The sequence below is a fragment of the Mesobacillus jeotgali genome (assembly GCF_002874535.1).
Taxonomy (GTDB): Bacteria; Bacillota; Bacilli; order Bacillales; family Cytobacillaceae; genus Mesobacillus; species Mesobacillus jeotgali.
Genome location: NZ_CP025025.1, coordinates 3,897,824 through 3,922,256 on the forward strand (window position 1 = coordinate 3,897,824; position 24,433 = coordinate 3,922,256).

The following is a 24,433-nucleotide window of genomic DNA, read 5'->3' on the forward strand; positions in this document are numbered from 1 at the left end:
TGGTAGAATGGTGGCAATCAGAAAAGTGGAAACAGCGACAAAAGTTGGCGCTAAGCGTTTTTTTCACTATTTAAGGAGGCTGGGTACAATGAAAATCCTCTGGGACTTGGACGGAACCATCCTTGATACATGGCCGACTCTTGTTGAGGCATTTACTGTCATGGCAAAAAAAGACCTGAAGTATGAAGAAGTTCTTCCGCATCTGAAATACGGAACAGCCTATGATTTTTATGGGGTCGATAAAAAAAAGGTAACTGAATTCCGCGAAATTGAACGCACTTTGCCAAATGATCGGAAACCGCTTTTTCCATTTGTGAAAGATGTGCTTTCAAGTGCAGATTCAAATGTCCTCGTGACTCACCGTAATCGGCGCTCAACAGAAGAGCTGCTGGAACACTGGGAGCTCGGCCAATTTTTCGAGGAGGTCATTTGTCCTGCCGATGATGGCTATTCATTAAAACCAGATATCCATGCCTACAAATACCTGCATGACAGATATGGATTAGACCTGGCTGTCGGCGACCAAAGCACAGACCTGATTCCAGCAAGGAAGATCGGCCTGAAGACCTGCTCCTTCCGTGAAGAAAACGAGTTTGCCGACGAAACCATCTATTGTTATTCAGAATTTCCTTATAAATAGACCGAAATGGCAATCAAAAGCCACAAATGATATATTTCCTGTATTTTTTTGAGTGTTGCCGGCTGCCTTTTTTAGCTGAATGAGACATTTATTGGCGAGTAAACATTTTTATTGGCGATTTTCAAAATATATTGGCGATAATTTGATTTTATTGGCGATAATGAGCTGGTTATTGGCGAAAATCGATTTTTATTGGCGACTTGGAAATTATCGCTCATTTTTCCCAGTTCAAAATGCTAAGAAACGGGCCAGAGCGTGCGACAATATCATCACTCCGATTACCAACTATGAAAAAATGTATAGAAAACACAAAAAAGCGAAACGGAGCTGTTCATTCCGTTTCGCTTTTTTTATTTAGTGGAATCTACTCCATAAATCTCATCATCTGCCCAGCGTTCAGCAAGCTCTTCCTTTGTGTAAATCACTCGCATCGGGTTGCCGCCGACGAAGGCTCCGGCTGGGACGTCTTTGTGGACGAGTGTTCCTGCAGAGACGATGGCTCCGTCACCGATCCTGATACCAGGCATGATTGTGGAGTTGGCGCCGATCATGACTTCGCTGCCAATTTCGACGTCGCCGAGGCGGTATTCCTTGATCAAGTATTCATGAGCAAGGATGGTTGTGTTGTAGCCTATGACCGTATTGCGGCCAACGGAGATTTTTTCCGGGAACATGACGTCGAGCATGACCATCAATGCGAAGGAAGTTTGGTCGCCGACATTCATCCGCAGAAATGTGCGGTACAGCCAGTTTTTCATGCCGAGAAACGGAGTGTAGCGCGCCACCTGGATGACGACGAAATTTTTAACGACCTTCCAAAACGGAACGGTTTTATAAACATGCCAGAGGGAGTTTGCTCCTTCTACTCGATAACGAGTCGTCCTTCTCATGTTATACTCCCAAGATTGGCAGGATGTCAGCCATGTTCTCTAACATGTAATCCGGGTTGTACTGCTCAAGATGCTCTCTTCCCTTGATGGACCAGGCTACTCCGACAGTTTTTGTGCCGGCGTTTTTACCGCCGAGGATATCGTGGTGGTTATCTCCGACCATGATCGCACGGTCCGGCGAGGAACCAAGCTGGTCAAGCGCTTTTAAAAGCGGCTCGGGATCAGGTTTCGCTTTTTCAACATGGTCGAGCGCGACGACAACCTCAAAAAACTCGTCCAATCCTGTCAGCTTCAAGCCCATCTGGACTACATCCGAACGCTTCGTGGTAACGATCCCTAAATGGAAGCCGCTCTCCTTCAAAGTTCGGACCGTTTCATACACTCCCTCGAAACCTTTTACCAAAAGGTCATGATTAGCCAGGTTGTAAGTTCGGTAAGTGGTGATCATTTCTTCGTAGCCTTCGGGATCCATTGGCTGGAAAGTTTCCTGAAGAGACGGCCCCAAAAACGGAAGGACATCCTCCCGTTTATATTGGCCGGGATAATAGGTCTCCATCGTGTGGAGAAAGGATGAAATAATTAGTTCATTTGTATCAATAAGAGTCCCGTCAAGATCGAACAGGACCGTATCTATTTTATTGCTCATATACTGCTTCCTTTCTTTTTGCAATGTCCGCGCGGTTCCAGATAATCGCGACTGTTATTGTCAATAATATCGCCACACCTAGGCGGATCAATAACAGCGGCAAGACTGGAATTCCAAGCGGAACAAAAATCAAAGTATCTTCAACGACTGCGTGGCAGGCAACAAGGAAAATGAACGCAAGCGTGACATCCTTTTTGCTGACTCCATCCTCCTGGACTGCCTGGATCATCACACCTGCGCCGTACGCAAGCCCGATCAGCAGGCCGGCTGCCATTGTCGTCGAAGTGTTTTCTTTCATGCCAAGCGCTCTTGTTGCCGGTGCCATCCATCTTGAAAAAACAGCAAGCCATTGCTTATCCTTCATGATTTGCACGACGACCATCAGCGGAATGACGATGATGGCCAGCTGAAATATGCCAATCCCAGCCTTCGTGATGCCTTCAAGCAGAATCGCTCCCCATCCAGAAACTTCTTCACTTTTAGGAGGGACCATGCCATATTGTGCGATTTCAGAACCGCCGTGCCAAACAAGATTGATGACCACTGCAGATATGAACGCAAGCCCGAGGCGGACAAGGACGATGATCCATAGCTTGACTCCGACCTTGAGAGCTACACTCGATTCAACAAGCATATTATGCGAAAAGCTCAGCATCACCGCAATGATGAAAACTTCTTTTACCGTCAGATCAAGGGTCAGGATCGCTCCGATGGCCGCGTATAGATTAAGGAAATTCCCGATGACAAGAGGAATCGCCGCATCACCTGACAAACCGAGCACTGACATCAACGGCGTAATCAATTCGATTACCCACGGCAGAACAGGTGTATATTGAAGGATCGAAACAATCAGGGTGACAGGGAAAATGACTTTCCCGAGCGCCCAAGTCGTATTCAAGCCAACCATCAACCCTCTTTTCAATGTAGACCCCATCGAAGCATCTCTCCCATTTTTTAGCCTTAATTCATTTTATTTATAGGGCCTCTTTTTTAGTAATCCGAAATTCTAGTTCTCTAAATATCGTACTTTCGAATACCCTTTGACTCTTCTGAAAATCCATAATCCGATTGCAAAAACGATCAACGCAATCGAGATTGTCTGGGCAATTCGCAATGATTCCGTCAGCATCAGGCTGTCCGTCCGCATTCCTTCAACAAAGAAGCGGCCGATTGAGTACCAGATGACATAGCTGAGGAAAATCTCCCCGCGTCCCAGGTTCACTCTGCGCAATGACATCAGCAGGATGAAACCAAGCAAATTCCATACCGATTCATATAAAAATGTTGGATGATAGTATGTTCCATTAATATACATCTGGTTGATGATGAACTCAGGAAGGTACAGGTTTTCCAAAAACGCCCTGGTTACTTCCCCGCCATGCGCTTCCTGGTTCATGAAGTTTCCCCAGCGTCCGATTGCCTGGCCAAGGATGATGCTTGGCGCTGCGATATCAGCAAGCTTCCAGAACGAAACATTCTTTGACTTCGTGTAAAAATAAGCAGTGGCTACGGAACCGATCAACGCACCGTGAATCGCAATGCCGCCATTCCAGACTTTTAAAATCTCGCCAGGATACTGGCTGTAGTACTCCCACTGGAAGATTACATAGTAAAGCCTTGCAGATAGGATTGCGATCGGAATCGCCCAGAGCATCAGGTCCGCAAAGATATCTTTCGGCAGACCGCGGCGTTCACCTTCACGCATGGCAATCCATAATGCTAGCGCAATTCCAAGTCCGATGATGACGCCATACCAGTGCACCTGGATTGGCCCGAGCGAAAAGGCTACCGGGTCGATTGGCTGAATATTTTTTTCCATGTCATTTCCCCTTTATCTATATAAAAATCAGTCGTACCAGCACTTTGGCTGTTCTTAATCAAACGTTTGATTAAGACTTTTTTCCGTAATTTACTGCTGAGTGCCACAGTGATTCATGAAAAATTTTACTGCTTAATGTTCGTCATGGTCGCCGTCTTCAATGACGTCGGACAGCCTGTTGGTGAATTGTTCAGCTGCATTGACGCCCATGCGCTTCAGCCTGAAATTCATTGCTGCTACCTCGATGATGACAGCGAGGTTTCGGCCTGGGCGGACAGGAATCGTCAGCTTGGTGATGTCGGTGTCGAGAATTTTCATTTTCTCTTCATCAAGGCCCAGCCGGTCATACGATTTTTTCTGGTCCCAAATTTCAAGGTCAATGATCAGGGAAATCCGTTTATGCGAACGGACAGCACCAGCACCGAACAGTGTCATCACATTGATGATGCCTACTCCGCGGATCTCGAGAAGATGTTCAATTAAATCAGGTGAGTTCCCTACCAGGGTTCCGATATCCTCCTGGCGGATTTCAACGCAGTCATCCGCTACAAGACGGTGTCCCCTTTTGACCAATTCAAGCGCGGTTTCACTTTTACCAACTCCGCTCTTGCCGGTAATCAGGACGCCGATTCCATACAGATCGACAAGTACGCCGTGGACTGCAGTGGTCGGTGCCAGCTTGCTTTCGAGATAGTTCGTCAGATGGCTCGAGAGCCTTGTTGTTTTTAGCTTTGATCGCAAGAGAGGAACTGACTCCCGTTCGGCTGCCTCGACCAGTTCAACAGGAACCTCCATGTCTCTTGTGACAATGATTCCTGGCGTAATATCTGTACAAAGCTTTTCCATTCGCTCCGCCCTGTCGCGAGGGGTCAATTTTTCAAAGAAGGTCAGTTCTGTTTTTCCGAGAAGCTGCAGACGCTCTGCAGGATAGTATTCAAAATAACCAGCGATTTCTAGTCCTGGCCTTGAAATGTCTGTCGTGGTGATTGGACGATTGATTCCTTCCTCTCCACTGATCAATTCCATATCGAATTTCTTGATGATGTCTTTAGTACGGACTTTTGGCAATGAAGTTCCTCCTTTATTAGAACGTTAATTTCCCACATGATAACAATACCTTTTATTTTAGCACTTTTTTATGAAGAACCAAATATAGGCGATTAAAAAACAGCTTCAGTTCGCTGAGATCATCCATATTGGTATTATCCACTTCTCCCTGCTAGTACCAAAGCTATATTTTTTATAAAAGGTATAGACAACTATACAGTAGACTTGTTATCATCATTTTGTAAGCGAATTCATTTTTTTCTGACTATTTTACAATAAGAGGGGGAAACACCATGCGTAATGAAGAACGCCTGGCAAGAGAGATACTTGAGCAGCTTGGCGGCGCGGACAATATTGCTGATGTTGCTTCGTGCATGACCCGCCTGCGCGTCAAGCCGGCAGACTACAGCAAAGTGGATATCGCCGGCATCAAGAAAATTGATGGCGTGCTCGGTGTCGTAGAAGAAGAGACATTACAGATTATTTTGGGACCTGGAATTGTCACCAAAGTGGCCAATGAAGTTTCTGATATTACCGGCAAGACTGCAAGTCTAGTAGACGAGTCCGACCCGGATCCTTTCGATGGACTTGCCGGCCGTACCAAGGACGAACTCAACAAGAAAAACGCGACTCCGTTCAAGTTATTCCTGCGAAGGATTGCCAGTATCTTCATCCCGCTGATTCCAGCGATTGTCGCTTCAGGCTTGATTGCCGGGATCACGAATGTTATTGTCCGTTCTGGCGCTGATCCTGAATCTTCACTGATCCAGATCCTTAACCTGATCGGCTGGGGTATCTTTGGTTATCTTGGTGTATTTGTCGGGATCAATACGGCTCGTGAATTTGGGGGCTCACCTGCTCTTGGCGGTGCTGCTGGTATCCTGATCATCAACCCGGGTCTGGCAAACATCACATTGTTTGGCGAAGCACTTGTTCCTGGCCGTGGTGGATTGATCGGCGTTATGCTTGCTGCAGTTTTTATTGCAATGCTTGAAAAACGGATCCGTAAATTCGTTCCGTCTTCTTTGGATATTATCATTACTCCTACTCTATCATTATTGATTACTGGTATTGCTACACTATTTGTCCTCCAGCCTGTTGGCGGATGGATTTCCGATTTGATCACAAAGGGCTTGCTTGGCCTTCTTGATGTTGGCGGAATCCTGGCAGGACTGGTTCTTGCTGGAACATTCCTTCCTCTAGTTGTTACAGGTTTGCACCAGGGCTTGACTCCTGTGCATATGGAATTGATTAACTCGATTGGCGATGACCCGCTGCTGCCAATCCTCGCAATGGGCGGTGCAGGCCAGGTTGGTGCGGCATTCGCGATTTACTTTAAAACGAAGAATGAGAGACTTAAAAAGGTCATCAAGGGCGGGCTGCCAGTTGGTATGCTTGGCATCGGTGAACCGCTTATTTTCGGTGTCACCCTGCCGCTTGGCCGTCCATTCATCACGGCCTGTTTAGGGGCAGCAGTCGGCGGAGCATTCCAGGCATTCTTTAAAATCGCAACGATTGCTATCGGCGTTTCGGGTATCCCGCTTGCTTTCCTGGTCCATACAAATCAAATACTGCTCTACTTGCTTGGACTTCTGATCGCCTATGTATTCGGGTTCATCTTCACCTGGACGTTTGGCTTCAAGGAAGAAATGGCTAAAGGAATCTAAGAACAAAAAGCGCAAGTGCCTCGTTCAGCCCCGACAAGCGCTGGAGGGCCTGACAGTGAAGTCGTTCTTTGACTTCATTGGCAGGACCGAAGCGTCTCGAGGGGTTAGGCGCTGAAGCTGGATTAAGATACCCGTATAGAGCCAACCACAATTAGAATCTTTTAAAATTCGCTAACAATAAAGAAAGGAGGAGAGCAATTTTCCTCCTTTCTTCTATTCTATTAACTGCTCTTGATTGGAGGGATTGCCCTTGCTTGGCATTTCCGTATATTTGAAAAAGGATATGATGGACAAAAATGCTGCCTGGATCGAAAAAGCGGCTCAATACGGACTTAAATCGATTTTCACTTCCTTACATATTCCCGAAGATAATCCAGCTGAGTATAAAGAACTTTTACAAAAGCTTGGAGAACTTGCGATAAAGCATGACATGGAGCTGATGGCGGATGTTTCACCTCGTTCGCTGGACTATCTTGGGCTTGATTGGGAGCAATATGATGAACTGCTTCATTGGGGGCTATCAGGAATCAGGGCTGATTATGGGTTCACATCACAGCAGATCGTGGAGCTTTCGCATAAAATGAAGATAGGAATCAACGCCAGCACGGTAACTAGAGAAGAACTTCTGGCCTGGATTGATGCTGGTTTAAATACCGGGAACGTTGAAGCATGGCATAATTTTTACCCAAGGCCTGAAACAGGGTTGGACATGGAGTTCCTGATTGAAAGAAATAACATGCTTCGTTCACTCGGCATTACGACAATGGCTTTCGTGCCTGGAAACAAGGATCTGCGCGGACCTGTGTTTTCTGGCCTCCCAACACTAGAAAAGCACCGCGGCCAGCTGCCGCACATAGCTGCTGCAGAGCTGATGTTTTCTTGTTTTACCGATAAAATCTTGATTGGAGATCATGCTGCATCGGATGAACAGCTGGAATTACTAGCTTTCCTTGGTAAAAAAGTCATTCCACTTCGTATTAAGAGCGAAAGTTGGGAGCATTCCGAACTATTGAGCAGGCCGCTGACAAACAGGATGGATCCTGCACGGGATGTGATCAGAGCAGTAGAATCACGTTCCTTCGCTTCAATAGGTGAAAATAAGATCCCACCTTCTAATCAGCAGGAAAGAAAACGCGGGACGATCACCATCGACAATGAACTATACGGGCGCTATGCAGGCGAATTGCAAATTGCCGTTAATGATCTGCCAAAGGATGAAAAAGTGAATTGCATCGGAAAAGTTATCAAAGAAGACCTGCCTTTGCTTGCAGAGATCAAGGCAGGGCGAAAATTTCAATTTATTGTGAGGGATGGAAATGGAGATCGCGAAGCTTAACACAGAACAGCAAAACCCGAAAACAATGAATATCGACTTGATGTCGACAGAGGAAATCATCACCGTCATCAACCAGGAGGACACCCTCGTTCCGAACGTGCTCGCAAGGCAGGTTCCGAACATTTCGGAAGTCGTCGACAGGATTGTCGCTGCCTTCAAAAAAGGAGGCCGGCTAATTTATATTGGTGCCGGTACTTCCGGGCGACTCGGAATCATCGATGCTTCCGAATGCCCTCCGACATTCGGAACCGACCCTGGGCTTGTTGTTGGAATTATTGCGGGTGGCAAGGAAGCGATGACCGAGGCAATTGAAGGTGTCGAGGATGACAAGCAGCAGGGTCAGTCTGATCTGGCAAACATCAACCTTACCGCTGATGATATCGTAGTCGGAATTGCTGCCAGCGGTCGCACTCCTTATACGATCGGTGCACTGGAGTACGCAAAGAAAATCGGTGCCCTGACTGTATCAGTCGTTTGCAGCAAGGATTCCGAAATGGAGAAAATCTCCGACCACACCATCTCGGCGGTCGTCGGTCCCGAAGTAATTACCGGATCCACAAGGATGAAAGCCGGTACGGCCCAGAAACTTGTCCTGAACATGCTTTCTACAGCTTCGATGATCAAACTGGGCAAAGTGTATGGCAATCTGATGGTCGATGTGCAGATGACGAACGAAAAACTACATAATCGCGCTGTCAATATCGTCAAGATGGCAACCGGTGCTTCGGATGATGAAGCAAGAACAGCAATCAAGGAGCAAAACTACCATACGAAAGCCGCCATCCTCCAAATCACGACAGGACTCAGGGGAACAAAGGTAAAAGAACTATTGGAAAAGCATGATGGCTACCTAAGAGATGCGATCAGTGACTTTTACAGAGGGAGCGCAAAATAGCATTGTCTATACCACTGCAGATTTATCCTTCATAGTCTAATGTGGTATAGACAACCCCTGGAGGTATTAGTATAATATAAGTGACAGAGGGTAAAGAAAAGAAGAACAGGACATAACTTTCAGGTGATATAGAATGAAAGATTTAATGCTCATCAACGCCAGCGTTTTAACTGAAGAGGGCATCATTGAAAAAGGATACATTTATATAAAGGATGGGAAGATTGCCGAAACCGGACATACCTCCTCCCTGCCTCGATATCAGGCTGAGGTCATCGTTCTTCCTGAGGACAGCACTGTCGTCCCAGGATTCATCGATGTGCATATCCATGGTGCCGGCGGAGCGGACACGATGGATGCCACCACTGAAGCCTTGACAACAATGGCGTCAAGGCTTCCTGAGGAAGGAACAACTAGCTTCCTGGCAACGACAATCACCCAGGATCAAAAGGCAATTATGAAAGCATTGGTGAATGCTGCCGATTTTATCAGCCACCACAACAATCCAGGTAAAGCCGAGGTGCTGGGGCTACATTTGGAAGGACCATTCATCAATGAATCCCGCAAAGGAGCACAGCCTGCCGAACACATCATTAAACCTGATATCGAGCTGTTTGCGAGAATACAAGAGGCTTCTGGCAATAATATCAGGCTCGTGACACTCGCTCCGGAAAAAGAAAATGGCTGCGAGCTTATTGCATACCTTGCTGAAAATGAGGTCATCGCTTCGGTTGGCCATTCGGATGCCACCTACGGACAGATGGCTGAAGCCGTGAAGGCAGGAGCTACCCATGTGACCCATTTGTTCAATGGCATGCGCGGGATGCATCACCGAGATCCAGGCGTAGCCGGTGCTGCCCTGCTTTTTGATGAATTGAAGATTGAGATGATTGCAGACGGAATCCATGTCGTACCCGAAATGCTGGATCTATCGATTCGCGCCAAAGGAACCGATGGTGTCATTTTAATCACCGACTCAATGCGAGCGAAATGCCTTAAAAATGGCAGCTATGATCTCGGCGGACAGGAAGTCAGTGTTGCAGATGGAAAAGCACTTTTAGCTGATGGCACTCTAGCCGGCAGTATTTTAAAAATGAAAGATTCACTGAAAAACATGATGGAATACACAGGCATCAGTCTTGAAGAAGCAGTGAAGCTAGCCAGCGAAAACCCCGCAAGGCAGCTGAAGGTTTTTGACCGGAAAGGAAGCATTGCTTCAGGAAAAGATGCAGACCTTGTCGTACTTGACAATAACCATGAAGTGGCCATGGCGTTTTGCCGGGGAGTCGCGAGTTACACCCGTTAATATTCAGCTATGAAAGAGGTGATGACGTTGAAACTGATTACTACTTCAAATTACGAGAAGCTTAGCCAGCAAGCTGCAGTGGAAACCATTTCACGAATCAAGAGAAATTCATCGCTCAACCTTGGACTTGCTACCGGGAGCACACCAACAGGCCTTTATCAGGAGCTCATCAAAGATCATAAGCAGAACAAGACCTCCTATAAAGAAATCAACACATTCAACCTGGATGAATACATCGGAATTTCGAAAAAAGACAGTAATAGCTATCACTACTTTATGTGTGAACATTTATTTGAGCACATTGATATTCCGCTTGACCAGACGCATATTCCAGATGGAACAGCGAAGGATTTGGATGAGGAATGCAAACGCTATGAGCAATTCATTAACGAGCATGGCGGCATCGACCTGCAAATTCTCGGAATTGGACAGAACGGCCATATTGGTTTTAACGAACCAGGCACACCCTTTGATAGCAGAACGCATATCATCGACCTGGCAGAAAGCACGCGCAAGGCGAACTCAAGATTTTTCGACTCACTGGAAGACGTTCCGAAGCAAGCAATCACCATGGGGATTGCTTCGATTATGGACAGCAGGGAAATCTTTCTGCTTGTTTCCGGCGCTTCCAAGGCAAAAGCACTCGCTACTTTAATGAATGACGATATTAGCGAAGATTTCCCTGCCTCGGCTCTCAAAAACCATGGAAATGTCACGATTTTCGCTGATAAAGATGCTACAGCATTGCTTTAAGCATCTTCTGAAAAACTGCAAGCAGTCAGGAGAATGACCTATGATTGATAAAAATTCACCAATACCTATTTACCACCAGCTCGAGGAGTATATAAAAGCCCAAATCGATAATGGCGACCTCCAGCCAGATGAAGCCATCCCCTCCGAACGAGTCTATGCCGATATGTTCCAGATCAGCAGGATGACAATCAGGCAGGCATTGACCAACCTAGTGAATGATGGATATCTGTACCGCCAAAAAGGCAAAGGCACGTTCGTGAACAGAAAGAAGGTCGAACAGCGCCTGCAGGGATTGACAAGTTTCACCGAGGATATGAAAGAACGCGGACTTACCCCGGGCAGCAGACTGGTTTCGTTTGAAATTATCCCATCCGGACGGGAAATAGCCGAGCGTCTCAAGCTAAGCGAAAATACACCAGTATACGAAATCAAACGCGTCAGGCTTGCAGACAATGTTCCGATGGCTCTGGAGACCACCTACCTCCCGGCTAATCTGGTTAAGGGGTTGACAGAGGAAATCATCAACCAGTCACTTTACCAGTATATCGAAGAAAAATTATCGCTTACGATCCATGAAGCCACCCAGCAAATCGAAGCATCGATCGCTAAGGAACAGGAACTGCGCCTTCTGGAAATTGAAAAAGGCTCCCCTGTCCTGTTGATTCTCAGGACTTCGCATTTAAAGGATGGCACCCCATTCGAATTCGTCAAATCAGCCTATCGAGCAGACCGATACAAATTCGTGCACACGATGCAGCGTGGCTGATTACCAGAAGAGATCCAATCCGGGTCTCTTTATTTTTGTAGTTATTCTTTAATATGTCTTCGTGAAATGTCGAAAAGGAAAATAACATTCAGCTTATTTCCACGGAAATAATCGAACCCTCTTGTCGAATTAATTGTCTAATTATCTTAAAATGAGGGTAATACATAAAGAAGGAGTAGATACCATGCTAAAGAATTTCCAAGTTGATGATCATGTGAAGAACCAGATGACAGATGAGATAAAAAGGTATTTCCTTGAAGAGCGCGGGGAAGAACTGGGAGACCTGGCTGCACTGTTGATCCTTGAATTTTTTGCCGATAAACTCGCTCCTCATTTTTATAACATCGGAATCCAGGATGCCCATGAATTCATGTCGCAGCGGGTGGAAGATATTTTTGAGTTGAATAAGTAATTTATTGCATTTTGCGAAGGGATGAAGAATCCGAACCCTTTTTTCAAAGCTAATTATAAAATGGTTACGAGTTTAAAAACAGCCTATATCCGATGTCGATATGTCCTTTTTCCGCCTTTGGTCATATATATACTGATGAAGAAATCTTTTATCGGAAGGTGTGAAAATAGTGAAGATCATGCTAGATGCTGGGCATGGCTACAACACCCCGGGTAAGCGAAGTCCTGATGGTATGAGAGAATATGAGTTTAACAGGGCTGTGGCGAATTTTGCCAGACAGCTGCTGGCAAACTATAAGAATGTCACAGTGTATTTTTCTCATTCCGATCAGCGAGATGTGTCATTGAAGGCCAGGACAGATAAGGCAAACAGCCTGAATGTGGATATATTTGTTTCGATTCATGCCAATGCCTTTGGTGGAGGTAGCTGGAGCAATGTCGGCGGTATTGAAACATTTGTCTATCCAACAAGGCCGCCTGTGGCTTATCAGTTAGCCCAAAAGATTCAGCGCCATCTTGTCATCTCAACGGGTCTCGAAAACCGCGGTGTCAAAACAGCCGATTTCCATGTCCTAAGGGAAACGAAAATGGATGCAGTACTAGTGGAATGCGGATTCATGACTAACCGCAATGAAATCAAGCTGCTTCGTTCTGAAACATATCGCAGAACGATTGCAGAAGGCATTGTTAAAGCATTAGCAGAGCAGTTCAAACTGCAGAGGAAGGCAAATGCCGCTCCTGCACCTGCTTCGCCACCAGCCAAGAAAGACGGATTATATAAGGTCCAGGCAGGAGCATTCGATAATGAACAAAACGCTAAAGAGCTTGCCGAACGTTTAAGGAAAGCCGGCTTTGATGTCTATATTGATAAAGAATAATTAAAGGCCGACACTTATGTGCCGGCCTTTTCCCTAGTCTTTTGACTCTCGTAAGAACGTGTTCTGGATGATCAAGTTTGCGACTGACATGATGATCGCAGTAAGCAGCGCCATGCCAAAACTGGATATCTCAAATGAACTCCCCATCAAACTATCCGTCAGCATCAGTGTGATTGCATTGATGACAAACAAGAATAATCCCAGGCTGAGCACTGTTACAGGGAGCGTCAGCAGAATCAAGATCGGTTTAACGAGAACATTCAATATCGAGAGAATGAAACTGGCTCCTAAAGCGGCCCCGAAACCAGATAGATAAATCTCATTCTCGAAGTAACCAGCAAGAGCCATGAAGAGGACTGCGTTAATGACAATTCCTAACAACCATCTCATTTTTTAATACCCTTCCCTGTTTGGCAGCACAAACACAAGCACAAGATAGATCATAGCCATTGGAAAGAATGCAGTGCTGAACGTCAAGATTACAAACAATATGCGTAACAGCGCCGCACTCATCCCAAAGGACTCGGCCATCCCTCCGAGCACTCCTGCCAGCATTCGATTTTTACGCGATCGGGTTAATTTCATTTCATATCACCCTTCCTAGCTTCACAATACTATTGGATTATTTTTTTGACGGTGATTGAACCGGTTTTTGTATCTGCATGGAGCCTGACAGCTTTTTGGCCTGAATCAGCCGGCTTGAAGCGAAGGTTTTTTTGGACCATATCGCTTTTCTCCTCAACAACCTGTATGCCGTCGAGTTCAATCGTAAAGCCGCCAAGGTTCGATTTCAGTTCACCGCTGGCTGGTGTTTTCTCTGGCAGGAAAACTTCGATGCTTCCAGTAGTCGCCTTCACTTCCACACTTTCGCAATCATTATTATTCACTGTGCAAGTAACGTTTCCATTGAAAGACTGTAGGTCGACATTGTCAAAAGAGCCATCTGCCTTGATTGCTCCATTGATCGTTTCAGCCTCAAGGTCCTTGATTGCGCTTCTGGAGATGCTGATTTGTCCATTCGCTGTTTCAGTTTCCAGCTTGCCACACTCAAGATTTCCAAGCAAAACCTTCCCGTTTGCTGTCTTTGCCCGGCAATCCTTCACTGTTAAGTTTTCACCTTCAATGGATCCATTAAACAAACGTATTCGAACATTTTCATATTCTTCTTTCGGAATATGGATGACCGCATCAACCTTCATCCACTTCTGCTGGACTGAAAAACGGAGTTTCTGATTTTCGATTGTGAAAATGGCGTCTTCTAGAAACTTCCTCCGCGCTTCATCCTGGTTTTCGACACGATACACTTTCGCGCTGCACTCGATACGCACATCCTTTTGTTCCCATGGCACGATTTTCACCGAACCATTCGCCATATCAATATCGACCTGGTTCAGATAAGCATCACCCTGCTGGAAAATGTGAGAAATATCCACGGACTGGCCAAAATTAAGATCCAAATCGAAATCCTTTATTTTCTTGAATGCTGAATCGACAAAATCCAGCACCTTGTCTTTCATAGAGTTAAATTTGTAAGTATTGAAGTCTTCCTTTTTGAACTCTTCTTTCTTCGCTTCTTCAAACTTTACATCCGTTGACAGATACGTAGAGTTTTCCTGCTGCGGCGTTGTTCCATGCTCCAGCTGCTCGATTAAAAATAAAGCCTCATCAACCGTCATTTTACCTTCTTCAACAAGTTTGAGAATCCGTTTCCGTTCTTCCTTCATAAGGTTCATCCCCCTCATTTTATATTAAGTACTTTTATCCCTTTAACCAGATTCCAAATTAATACGATGAAACTCAATATAACCATCAATATAGCGCTGCTAAACATAAGCACTGGAAAGTCCCCCGTTCCTCCGCTCATATCGATTAATACTGCAATTAAAATAAGCGGCAGTGGAATCAGCGGTATAAGATGCGACAGCAGCGCCTTCTTCGCATGAACCTTTACATCCTCATCCTCTGATGCAAAATACGCAACAAGAGGAAACAAAATCCCGGCAAACATAATACTAAAATAGCACAAAGCAGACAGAATCCTTTTCGTATCCATCCTCTTCATCTCCTTAAAAATTAATACGCTCGAGAACCAGAGAAGTTTCATTTCTTTATGAAAATAGTTCGACAAATTGTCATGTAACCCCTTGTAAAAAACCAGTTCCGGCTGGTGAAAGTTGTGTGAATGTTATTTGTAGGGGATTTCCTTAGGTTTTAGCGGCAGAGCAAATTGCGGCTTCGCTTCATTGGTGACCTCTTTTTCCATTTCCCCTCTATTTGGGGCGCCAATAGCCTTCATTGGTGACCTCTTTTTTATTTTCCTGCTATTTCGGGCGCCAAGGGGCTTCATTGGTGACCTCTTTTTCCATTTTCCCGCTATTCCGGGCGCCAAGGGCCTTCATTGGTGACTACTTTTACCCTAATTCGTTAGCTGGAAATAATTATTCTCTTACTCAACACCATTAATTGCACGTACAACCATGATAATTGCTCGGAGATTGGTGTTAATTGCACGGTTGTTGATAATAATTGCACGGTTAGTCTAAATAATTGCACCGTTTACCTAAAATTGGAATACAAAACCGCTCCACAAAAAGAAAAACCCTTCCAAATGGAAGGGCTATACATTACTTGTGCTTTTTTCTTTTTCCTCTACTTGTTCTTTCATTCGCTGTCTGTCGCGTTCCAAAATAGGCTTTAGGTACCTGCCTGTATAGGAGTCCTCAACCTCGGCAATTTTTTCCGGCGTTCCGGTGGCAACGATTGTACCGCCGCGGTCACCGCCTTCAGGTCCGAGGTCGACGATGTAGTCGGCAGCTTTGATGACATCGAGATTATGCTCAATGACAAGTACGGTGTCGCCATTTTCAACGAGGCGCTGCAGGACTGTCAGCAAGCGGGCAATGTCATCAACATGCAAGCCAGTCGTTGGCTCGTCCAAAATATACAGTGAGCGGCCGGTGGAACGGCGATGAAGCTCGGACGCTAGCTTGACGCGCTGCGCTTCTCCTCCTGAAAGGGTCGTCGCTGGCTGGCCAAGTGTGATATAGCCAAGTCCGACGTCATATATCGTCTGCAGCTTGCGGGCAATCTTCGGGATGTTAGCGAAGAATTCAACCGCTGCCTCAACTGTCATATCTAGGATATCGGAAATGTTTTTGCCTTTATACTTAACCTCCAGTGTTTCGCGGTTGTAGCGTTTGCCGTGGCAGACTTCACATGGGACGTACACATCAGGAAGGAAGTGCATCTCGATCTTGATGATTCCATCCCCGCGGCATGCTTCACAGCGTCCGCCTTTAACATTAAAGCTGAAGCGTCCCTTTTTATAGCCGCGGACCTTAGCTTCGTTGGTTGATGCGAACACATCGCGGATATCATCAAACACGCCAGTGTAGGTAGCAGGGTTCGATCTTGGTGTACGGCCGATTGGTGACTGGTCAATATCGATGACCTTATCAAGATGATCGACGCCTTTGATTTCCTTGAATTCACCTGGCTTGCTCTTCGCACGGTGAATTTTCATCGCGAGCGATTTGTGCAGGATTTCATTGATCAGTGTACTTTTACCTGAACCGGAAACACCTGTCACGGCCATGAAGGTTCCAAGCGGGAACTTCACATTGACATTTTTAAGATTGTTTTCCTTTGCCCCTTTGATTTCGATATAGCGACCATCAGGTTTGCGTCGCTCGATCGGCAGCGGGATGAACTTTTTACCAGACAGGTACTGGCCTGTAAGTGAATTCCCATCTTCCATTACCTCTGCCGGGGTTCCCTGGGAGATGATTTCACCGCCATGGACACCCGCTCCAGGACCGATATCAATCAGGTGGTCCGCCGCGAGCATTGTATCTTCGTCATGCTCAACGACAATCAGTGTATTGCCAATGTCCCGCATGTTTTTCAGCGTATCGATCAGCCTGTCATTATCGCGCTGATGCAGACCGATTGATGGCTCATCAAGGATATACAAGACACCAGTGAGGCGTGAGCCAATCTGGGTTGCGAGCCTGATTCGCTGGGCTTCACCACCGGATAGCGTTCCAGCCGCACGGCTCATCGTCAGGTAATCCAATCCGACATTGATCAGAAAGCCAAGGCGTTCCGTAATCTCACGGAAAATCATATTAGCAATCTTCATTTCTTTTTCCGTTAGTTCAAGGCTCTGGAAAAATCGGTGCGCATCCTCAACCGATAACTCCGTTACTTCACCAATATGGCGGCCGTCTACAAGAACAGCCAGCGTTTCACGCTTCAGCCTGTAACCTTTACAAGTTGGGCAGGCATGCTCGCCCATATACTTTTCCATCTGTTCGCGGATATAGTCAGAACCAGTTTCCTTATAACGGCGCTCGATATTTTTAAGGACACCCTCGAAAACAATATAATTTTCACGGACCTGGCCCCAGTCATTTTCATAGCGGAAATATATCCGGTCTTTTTCTGAGCCGTAAAGAATCTTGTCCATCTCGTGATCCGGAAGATCCTTTACCGGGACATCCATATCGATTCCATAATGATTGCAGACCGCTTCTAGGAGCTGCGGATAGTACTGAGAGCTTGTCGGTTCCCACGGAGCGATCGCATGCTGTTTTAATGATAGCTCCTTGTTCGGAACGACTAAATCAACGTCGACCTCCAGCTTCGCACCGAGACCGTCACATTCAGGACATGCGCCAAACGGGCTGTTGAATGAGAACATCCGGGGCTCTAGCTCGCCGATCGAGAAACCGCAAATCGGGCAGGCGTGGTTTTCACTGAACATCAATTCTTCTTCACCGATTACATCAATCAGTACATTGCCTTCACCTAATTTGAGCGCGGCTTCCAGCGAATCCGCAAGGCGTGCAGCAATCCCCTCCTTGACGACAATCCGGTCGATGACGACTTCAATCGAATGTTTTTTGTTTTTCTCCAGCTCGATTTCGTCTCCAAGGTCATGCATATCACCGTCAATCCGGACACGGACATAGCCTTGTTTTTTCACATCTTCAAGAACTTTGGCATGCGTCCCCTTCCTTCCGGAAACAAGCGGAGCAAGGATCTGCAGCTTTGTCCTTTCGGGATATTCGAGTACTCGGTCGACCATCTGCTCGATTGTCTGTGAGGAGATTTCTATATTGTGAACCGGACAGGTTGGACGCCCTACCCTGGCAAATAGCAGACGTAAATAATCATAAATTTCTGTCACCGTTCCAACTGTTGAACGGGGATTTCGACTCGTTGTTTTCTGGTCGATCGAAATGGCCGGGGACAATCCCTCGATCGAATCGACATCCGGCTTGTCCATTTGGCCAAGGAACTGGCGCGCATAGGCAGACAATGATTCTACGTAGCGTCGCTGCCCTTCAGCGTAGATGGTATCAAACGCCAGCGAGGACTTTCCTGAACCGGAAAGCCCTGTTAGCACAACAAGCTTGTCTCTCGGAATGGTGACATCTATATTTTTCAAATTATGGGCCCTGGCGCCTTTGACAATCAGTTTATCCATAGCCATGTTATCGTCATCCTTCCGCTTTTAACTCAAGAATGAGGTCACGCAGCTCGGCTGCCCGTTCGAAATTGAGAGCCTTTGCCGCTTCCTTCATTTCTTTTTCCATATTTAAAATCACTTGTTCGCGATCTTTCTTTGTCAGCTTCTTCAAACCTTCTGCCGGGCTGTAGCCTTCCTGCTCCTCGGCAGCAATCGTCGCGCGGATCACGTCACGGATATCCTTCTGGATCGTTTGCGGCGTGATGCCATGCTTTTCGTTATATTCTATCTGGATTTCACGGCGGCGCTTCGTTTCACTGATCGCTTTTTCCATCGAATCGGTCATCCTGTCTGCATACATAATGACATGTCCGCTCGCATTTCTCGCCGCGCGACCAATCGTCTGGATGAGTGATCTTTCTGAACGAAGGAAGCCTTCCTTATCAGCATCAAGAATCGTCACCAGTGAAACTTCTGGGATGTCCAAACCTTCCCTCAAGAGGTTGATCCCGATGAGGACATCATATTTACCTAGCCGCAGCTCACGGATAATTTCAATCCGTTCAAGCGTTTTGACCTCTGAATGCAGGTATTGGACTTTGATACCGATTTCCTTCAGATAATCAGTCAGATCCTCAGACATCTTTTTCGTCAGTGTCGTTACAAGCACACGCTCATTCCGCTTCGTCCGCTCCTGGATTTCGCCAATCAAATCATCAATCTGGCCTTCGATTGGCCTCACATCAATGGTCGGGTCAAGCAAGCCTGTCGGGCGGATGATCTGCTGTACCATTTCTGGAGTATGCTCCAGCTCATATGGACCTGGAGTCGCCGAAACAAAAACGGCCTGTTTGACATGTTTCTCAAATTCAGCAAAAGTCAGCGGACGGTTATCCATTGCTGACGGCAGGCGGAAACCATGGTCAACCAGCACCTGTTTACGGGCCTGGTCACCATTAAACATTCCCCTTATTTGCGGCAATGTAACATGCGACTCATCGACAACGATCATAAAGTCGTCCGGGAAGTAATCAAGCAATGTATATGGAGTCGCACCAGCAGGCCTCAAGGTCAGATGGCGCGAATAGTTTTCAATGCCGGAACAGAAACCCATCTCACGCATCATCTCAAGGTCATACCTTGTGCGCTGTTCGAGCCTTTGTGCCTCAAGAAGCTTTTCTTCGGCGCGCATTACTTCCAGTCGCTCCTCCAGCTCTTTTTCGATGTTCTCGATCGCAATCTTCATCTTTTCCTCGCGGGTTACGAAGTGGGATGCCGGGAAAATCGCGACATGGTCACGTTCGCCGATAATCTCACCAGTTAGCGCATCAACCTCGCGAATCCGGTCAATCTCGTCGCCAAAAAACTCGATCCTCATGCAGTGTTCATCACGTGAGGCCGGGAAAATCTCGACGACATCGCCACGGACACGGAACGTCCCGCGTTTGAAATCGATATCATTTCGTTCATACTGGACGTCTACCAGCTTGTGGAGGAGCTTATTGCGCTCAATTTCCATGCCGGTCCGGAGTGATACGACCATGTCGCGGTATTCATCCGGATTACCGAGGCCGTAGATGCAGGAAACACTGGCAATGATGATGACATCCTTGCGCTCAAATAGCGATGAAGTTGCCGAGTGGCGCAGCTTATCAATCTCATCATTGATGCTCGCGTCCTTCTCAATGAAAGTATCCGTCTGCGGCACATAAGCCTCTGGCTGATAATAATCATAGTAACTGACGAAATACTCAACCGCGTTATTCGGGAAAAATTCCTTGAACTCGCTGTAGAGCTGGCCGGCAAGCGTTTTATTGTGGGCGATGACAAGCGTTGGCTTGTTCACTTCCTTGATCACATTTGAAATCGTGAACGTCTTCCCTGTTCCTGTCGCGCCAAGAAGCGTCTGATGCTTCTTGTTATCGCGGATTCCTTTTACCAGCTCTTTGATTGCCGCAGGCTGGTCTCCCTGCGGAGAATACTTCGAGACTAATTCAAATTGGTCCTTCACAGAAAAGCCTCCTGTAATTTAAATTTCTAGGCTCTTTTCATACTGAATCGCACTCACACCAACTTAACGCATACATTGATTCAGAAACTTTTTCGAAAAGAACTTTCCTATATATAAGTCTTACATAGTTGTCAAAAAGTCATATCCTCATTCTACCACAAAGAAGGGAAAACAAACCAACAAAAAGCGAACAAACATTCGAATTGATTTCTAAGTTTTATAAGTTGATGCTGTAGGTTGTCGAATCTTCGTTAATCAAACGTTTGATTGAAGTGGGATGGACCCTTATAGAATGGCTCTGTTAAAGCCCAATATTATTTTTATGCTCCTGTTGATTGTAGTGGAAGGCGCGAAGACTCCTCCGAAAATGCTAACGCATTTTCATCGTGCGTGGGCAAGTTCGAGGAAGCACAATCAATGTCCTGCGGGATGAGCAAGTCATGGGGAGACCCCGCAGGCGCATAATGCGCCGAGGAGGCTCCCCGACTGCCCGCGGAAAGCGAAGCGCATGGAACGAAAATCAACAGCCAAATTTAACATAGCCTATAAATAAGAAAAACCCGCCGGACACAATCCGACAGGCTTTCTTTAAAAATTATGACTGCTTCTTGTTGCGCTTCATCATCCGGTTGGCCAGATAGAAGCCCACGGTCAATGAAAAGGCATCGACGACAATCAGCAGGAAGGAATCAGTATATCCTTTATAAACAGAAGCCGCAATCAATGCGACCGTCAATACGAGCGCAAGGATGTGGTTATAGGCAACCCTTGTGAAAAACACAACCATGAAACCAGGCAGGAACAGTGCGGACAAATATTTCAGCACCAATTGATTAAACACCTCATTCAGAGAATTAACGAAAATTTAGAATCATCTTTTTAAAATATAACTTTTTTAGAGACTCGTTACAAGAATCTCCTCTTAAAAGGAGTTTGTTTTCTCATTGATTGATGGTTTTACTAAATCAGCATATAAGAAAAAGCATGCGGATGCATGCTCATTATCTTTATATATTCACTTCATTTAAAACCTTGGTAGCCCAGTCACTCGCCTCGCCATAGAGCCTAAAAAGCTCTTCAATCGGCATATTGGTTGGATTGAAGGCCAGCTCCACATCTTCGTGAAAGGCGTGTTCGATGTCTTTTAAAAATTGGAGCATGACGTATTCGTCGTTCTTTTCACCTGATAAGGCATCTTTCAGCTCATTGCTTAATGGCAGGTCTTCGAGCAGCTCCTCCATCGGATGGTGCAACAAGGAATCCATCAATGAGAACATCCCGAGCAGGAAGTATTTTGACGCCAGCACTTCTCTGCCGACCTTCCTGCCGATCAACTCGCCTAGTTTCCCGCGCTTTAGCGACAGCTCGATGATTTCCCTTTCCTTGGTACCGCCCGAACCTTTGTCTGCTCCCCTGATCGCCAAAACATAAATCCACTTTTTGATTTCATTGAGCCCTAATAGAATGATGGCTTGCTTTATCGAGGAAACCTCATTCCTTGGCCTGAAAACCGGGTTATTGATCAGCCTCAGAAGCTTATATGAAAGGGAAATATCCTTTTCAATAACATCTTTAATCTTTTCGATATCGGGATCAGGACTCTCTATTTCTTTTAAAATATGAAAATACGAATGATAGTAGGATGGGATATCATAACTGTTCAAGATGACTGGCTTGCTGAAATAAAACCCCTGGAAATAAACGAATCCGTCTTCTTTTGCCTCTATGTACTCTTCAATCGTTTCGACTTTTTCAGCAAGAAACTGGATGTTCCGATCCTTAATAAAACGAATCATTTCCTGCCTGTCACTTCGGCTCGTCGTCCGGAAATCAATCTTGATAATATCTACATAATCTAAAATTCGAACAGTCAAATCGTTCCACTGCGAAACAAAGAAATCATCAAGCGCTATTGTATATCCATGTGCCTTCAGCTCTTTGCAAATCGCAAGAATTTCTTCATTCAGTTCAACTGTCTCAAGGATTTCAACGACAATCGATAAAGGATTAAAGTAAGACGGCACACCAAGCTTTAGGAGTTTTTCGGTAAAATTAATAAAACAAGGCTTGCCATTCGATAATTCTTTGATTCCAATATTCAAGAAACTATTTACGATCACATCTGTTGTAGCCTGGTCCCCATCAGTGTGCTGATAATTATTGACCGAGCTGTTCCTGTATAACAATTCATAAGCAACTGTCTTTTCATTTATATCAAATATAGGCTGCCTGGCAACATAAATATCCATAAAGACTCCTCCTGGGGACGTGGGACGACATTTCTGTAAATATTAAACAATACTATTGTAGGAAAAATATACTATTATTTTACAAGTATTACAAGAGCCAAAAGCGTTTACCATATATTGTAGGCTTTTTGAAAATGAAATTATTCAGTGAGGCGTTTGATTTTTTTACGGATGGATTCTTTTGTCCGCCCGAGCATATCAGAAATCTCTGCCAGCGTTTTTCCGCAGCAGTGCCATTCAAGGACCAGCTTTTCTTCGTGCTTGGTCCATGCTTTGTAACTCGTGACTTGCCGTGGAATTTTACGTTCTTCTGCTACCCAATAAGGTTCAGGCGGAAGTGCGTCAGGTTCGAGCTTGGAGAAGTCAATTTTATGGCGGTTTTTTTCTGCCCATAACCAGAATTCATCGGTGCTGATAAACGTGAATTTCTTTTTGCTTCTGGTAATCCGCTGATGGTAATCCAGACCATGGTTATGGATCCATTGCATGACGGTATTACGGTCAATCATGAGGATTTTTGCCAGTTCTCCGGCGGTCAGCATTCCTGTGGAGGATTTAGTGTGAGATAGCCCCAATCTCGTAATCTTCACTTCAAGGGCCGTGATACTGCGATTCAACCTTTTGGCAATAGTAGATAATGATTGGCTGCCAAGCTGGTCTTTGATCATCTGTAAATCTTCAGGCGCGTACTTCATCTTGGATTTCAACCACCCTTTAAGCTATAATCATTTCTCTTTAGCTAATTAAAGCATATTTGAACTCGCTAAATAATACCCCATTAAGTAAATTCAATTATTTTCCATAAAGGTAATAAATAATACAATTTTAACCAACCTTTTAAATAATGAAGTAAAAGCAGCCATCTAGCCGTTCATTCCAGCTTCTAGGCGCAGATTGATATATTCAACTGCATTGGGCGGGTCGTATGTAATTTTAAAGTCTTTCATTAAATGCAGCTCCTTCCAGGATGATGCTTACCAGACTCTTTAAATCTTCTATAATAAAATCAGCCTCAGCCTCCTCCCAATAGTCATCCCGTTTCCAGACTCCAACCATTCCAACGTTCCGGGCTGCTGCCACATCATTTTCAGGGTGGTCACCCACAAATATACTGTTTGTTGCCCAAACTCCAAGTTCGTCAAGTGCCAGCTGGAAAATCCGCGGGTCAGGCTTTCTATAACCAACTGCTTCTGAGATCAGGATTGAATCAAAGTATTCTTCAATTCCCAATGCTTTTACATTGTCCATCTGGAAAGAAGTTTTGCCATTCGAGACTAACCCTACTTTAACTCCCATCTGTCGGAGATTTCCAAGGACCTCGTGCAAATGTGGGAAACCGATGCATGAATGCTTGAAATTCGTCATGTAATCCTCCAGAAGATCTTCCCATTTTAAGTCCGTGATGCTGAATTCTTTTAAAAGCTGACTGTATACTTTGTCCTTCCAGACATAACCCCTTGAGTCCAATTCTATGAATCTGCTTTTATATTGCTGTTTGTCTATCAAACTCAATGCAGGCCAAAAGCGGTCATACTGGTCTTCGATAAATTTCACGACAGAAGCACTCCTGTCCAGCAAAGTACCATCAAGATCAAAAAATACAGCTTCTATTTTAAGCATACAAACTCCCCCTATATGGAAAAAGAACA

24 protein-coding genes are annotated in these 24,433 nt (G+C 45.5%); 9 read left to right on the forward strand and 15 right to left on the reverse strand.

Annotated features, from left to right (window positions below; translation table 11 throughout):
- The first annotated feature begins 7 nt into the window (after window positions 1–7).
- Window positions 8–640 carry an HAD hydrolase-like protein gene (locus CD004_RS19735; protein WP_233434894.1) on the forward strand — a complete coding sequence of 211 codons (633 nt, stop codon included), beginning with the start codon at window positions 8–10 and terminating at the stop codon, window positions 638–640.
- Window positions 641–990: 350 nt separating this feature from the next.
- On the opposite strand, the gene CD004_RS19745 is transcribed toward CD004_RS19735, so the two are convergent.
- From CD004_RS19745 to hprK, 5 genes are all read right to left on the reverse strand, one after another.
- Window positions 991–1,530, reverse strand: coding sequence for an acyltransferase (locus CD004_RS19745; protein WP_102264311.1), 540 nt, complete (start codon window positions 1,528–1,530; stop codon window positions 991–993).
- 1 nt (window position 1,531) lies between these two features.
- Window positions 1,532–2,176: a pyrophosphatase PpaX gene (gene ppaX / locus CD004_RS19750; protein ID WP_102264312.1), complete on the reverse strand. Its 645-nt coding sequence runs from the start codon at window positions 2,174–2,176 to the stop codon at window positions 1,532–1,534.
- Window positions 2,166–3,110: a nucleoside recognition domain-containing protein gene (locus tag CD004_RS19755; RefSeq protein WP_102264313.1), complete on the reverse strand. Its 945-nt coding sequence runs from the start codon at window positions 3,108–3,110 to the stop codon at window positions 2,166–2,168. Before CD004_RS19755 ends, ppaX begins: the two co-directional genes overlap by 11 nt.
- Before the next feature lie 72 nt (window positions 3,111–3,182).
- On the reverse strand, window positions 3,183–3,995 hold the full coding sequence (gene lgt / locus CD004_RS19760) for a prolipoprotein diacylglyceryl transferase (protein ID WP_102264314.1): 813 nt from the start codon (window positions 3,993–3,995) through the stop codon (window positions 3,183–3,185).
- A gap of 132 nt (window positions 3,996–4,127) precedes the next feature.
- Window positions 4,128–5,063 carry an HPr(Ser) kinase/phosphatase gene (gene hprK / locus CD004_RS19765; RefSeq protein WP_102264315.1) on the reverse strand — a complete coding sequence of 312 codons (936 nt, stop codon included), beginning with the start codon at window positions 5,061–5,063 and terminating at the stop codon, window positions 4,128–4,130.
- A 272-nt stretch (window positions 5,064–5,335) separates the two neighbouring features.
- On the opposite strand from hprK, the gene CD004_RS19770 reads away from it, so the two are divergent.
- The 8 genes from CD004_RS19770 (at window position 5,336) to CD004_RS19805 (ending at window position 13,051) form a co-directional block, all read left to right on the forward strand.
- A complete protein-coding gene (locus CD004_RS19770; RefSeq protein ID WP_102264316.1) occupies window positions 5,336–6,709 on the forward strand; it encodes a PTS transporter subunit EIIC in 1,374 nt (457 codons plus the stop codon).
- A 250-nt stretch (window positions 6,710–6,959) separates the two neighbouring features.
- Window positions 6,960–8,045, forward strand: coding sequence for a DUF871 domain-containing protein (locus CD004_RS19775; protein WP_102264317.1), 1,086 nt, complete (start codon window positions 6,960–6,962; stop codon window positions 8,043–8,045).
- The gene (gene murQ, locus CD004_RS19780) at window positions 8,026–8,940 is read left to right on the forward strand and encodes an N-acetylmuramic acid 6-phosphate etherase (protein ID WP_102264318.1); all 915 of its coding nucleotides are present in this window, start codon (window positions 8,026–8,028) and stop codon (window positions 8,938–8,940) included. The genes CD004_RS19775 and murQ overlap by 20 nt, the downstream gene beginning before the upstream one ends.
- 133 nt (window positions 8,941–9,073) lie before the next feature.
- Window positions 9,074–10,243 (forward strand): N-acetylglucosamine-6-phosphate deacetylase, encoded by a 1,170-nt coding sequence (gene nagA, locus CD004_RS19785; protein WP_102264319.1) that lies wholly within the window; start codon window positions 9,074–9,076, stop codon window positions 10,241–10,243.
- A 27-nt stretch (window positions 10,244–10,270) separates the two neighbouring features.
- The gene (gene nagB, locus CD004_RS19790) at window positions 10,271–10,996 is read left to right on the forward strand and encodes a glucosamine-6-phosphate deaminase (protein WP_102264320.1); all 726 of its coding nucleotides are present in this window, start codon (window positions 10,271–10,273) and stop codon (window positions 10,994–10,996) included.
- A gap of 40 nt (window positions 10,997–11,036) precedes the next feature.
- On the forward strand, window positions 11,037–11,762 hold the full coding sequence (locus CD004_RS19795; RefSeq protein ID WP_102264321.1) for a GntR family transcriptional regulator: 726 nt from the start codon (window positions 11,037–11,039) through the stop codon (window positions 11,760–11,762).
- 184 nt (window positions 11,763–11,946) lie between these two features.
- Window positions 11,947–12,174, forward strand: a complete 228-nt coding sequence (locus CD004_RS19800) for a DUF2164 domain-containing protein (RefSeq protein ID WP_102264322.1) — start codon at window positions 11,947–11,949, stop codon at window positions 12,172–12,174.
- 178 nt (window positions 12,175–12,352) lie between these two features.
- Window positions 12,353–13,051, forward strand: a complete 699-nt coding sequence (locus CD004_RS19805) for an N-acetylmuramoyl-L-alanine amidase (RefSeq protein ID WP_324782973.1) — start codon at window positions 12,353–12,355, stop codon at window positions 13,049–13,051.
- A 33-nt stretch (window positions 13,052–13,084) separates the two neighbouring features.
- Here the strand turns inward: CD004_RS19805 and CD004_RS19810 are convergent, their stop codons facing one another.
- The 10 genes from CD004_RS19810 to CD004_RS19855 all read right to left on the reverse strand — a co-directional run bounded on the left by CD004_RS19810 (window position 13,085) and on the right by CD004_RS19855 (window position 24,404).
- The gene (locus CD004_RS19810) at window positions 13,085–13,441 is read right to left on the reverse strand and encodes a phage holin family protein (protein ID WP_023613901.1); all 357 of its coding nucleotides are present in this window, start codon (window positions 13,439–13,441) and stop codon (window positions 13,085–13,087) included.
- A 3-nt stretch (window positions 13,442–13,444) separates the two neighbouring features.
- Window positions 13,445–13,636, reverse strand: a complete 192-nt coding sequence (locus CD004_RS19815; RefSeq protein ID WP_102264324.1) for a PspC domain-containing protein — start codon at window positions 13,634–13,636, stop codon at window positions 13,445–13,447.
- Window positions 13,637–13,665: 29 nt separating this feature from the next.
- Entirely contained in the window at window positions 13,666–14,775 is a 1,110-nt protein-coding gene (locus CD004_RS19820) for a DUF4097 family beta strand repeat-containing protein (protein WP_102264325.1), read from the reverse strand.
- A 14-nt stretch (window positions 14,776–14,789) separates the two neighbouring features.
- Window positions 14,790–15,104, reverse strand: coding sequence for a magnetosome magnetite crystal formation protein family (locus CD004_RS19825; protein WP_102264326.1), 315 nt, complete (start codon window positions 15,102–15,104; stop codon window positions 14,790–14,792).
- Window positions 15,105–15,668: 564 nt separating this feature from the next.
- Window positions 15,669–18,548, reverse strand: coding sequence for an excinuclease ABC subunit UvrA (gene uvrA / locus CD004_RS19830; RefSeq protein ID WP_102264327.1), 2,880 nt, complete (start codon window positions 18,546–18,548; stop codon window positions 15,669–15,671).
- Window positions 18,549–18,555: 7 nt separating this feature from the next.
- Window positions 18,556–20,535, reverse strand: coding sequence for an excinuclease ABC subunit UvrB (uvrB, locus tag CD004_RS19835; protein WP_102264328.1), 1,980 nt, complete (start codon window positions 20,533–20,535; stop codon window positions 18,556–18,558).
- Window positions 20,536–21,130: 595 nt separating this feature from the next.
- Window positions 21,131–21,364 carry a CsbA family protein gene (locus CD004_RS19840; protein ID WP_041966402.1) on the reverse strand — a complete coding sequence of 78 codons (234 nt, stop codon included), beginning with the start codon at window positions 21,362–21,364 and terminating at the stop codon, window positions 21,131–21,133.
- A gap of 178 nt (window positions 21,365–21,542) precedes the next feature.
- On the reverse strand, window positions 21,543–22,784 hold the full coding sequence (locus CD004_RS19845) for an EAL and HDOD domain-containing protein (RefSeq protein WP_102264329.1): 1,242 nt from the start codon (window positions 22,782–22,784) through the stop codon (window positions 21,543–21,545).
- Window positions 22,785–22,924: 140 nt separating this feature from the next.
- Entirely contained in the window at window positions 22,925–23,479 is a 555-nt protein-coding gene (locus tag CD004_RS19850; RefSeq protein WP_102264330.1) for a helix-turn-helix domain-containing protein, read from the reverse strand.
- Window positions 23,480–23,717: 238 nt separating this feature from the next.
- Window positions 23,718–24,404: an HAD family hydrolase gene (locus tag CD004_RS19855; RefSeq protein ID WP_102264331.1), complete on the reverse strand. Its 687-nt coding sequence runs from the start codon at window positions 24,402–24,404 to the stop codon at window positions 23,718–23,720.
- Window positions 24,405–24,433: the final 29 nt, after the last annotated feature.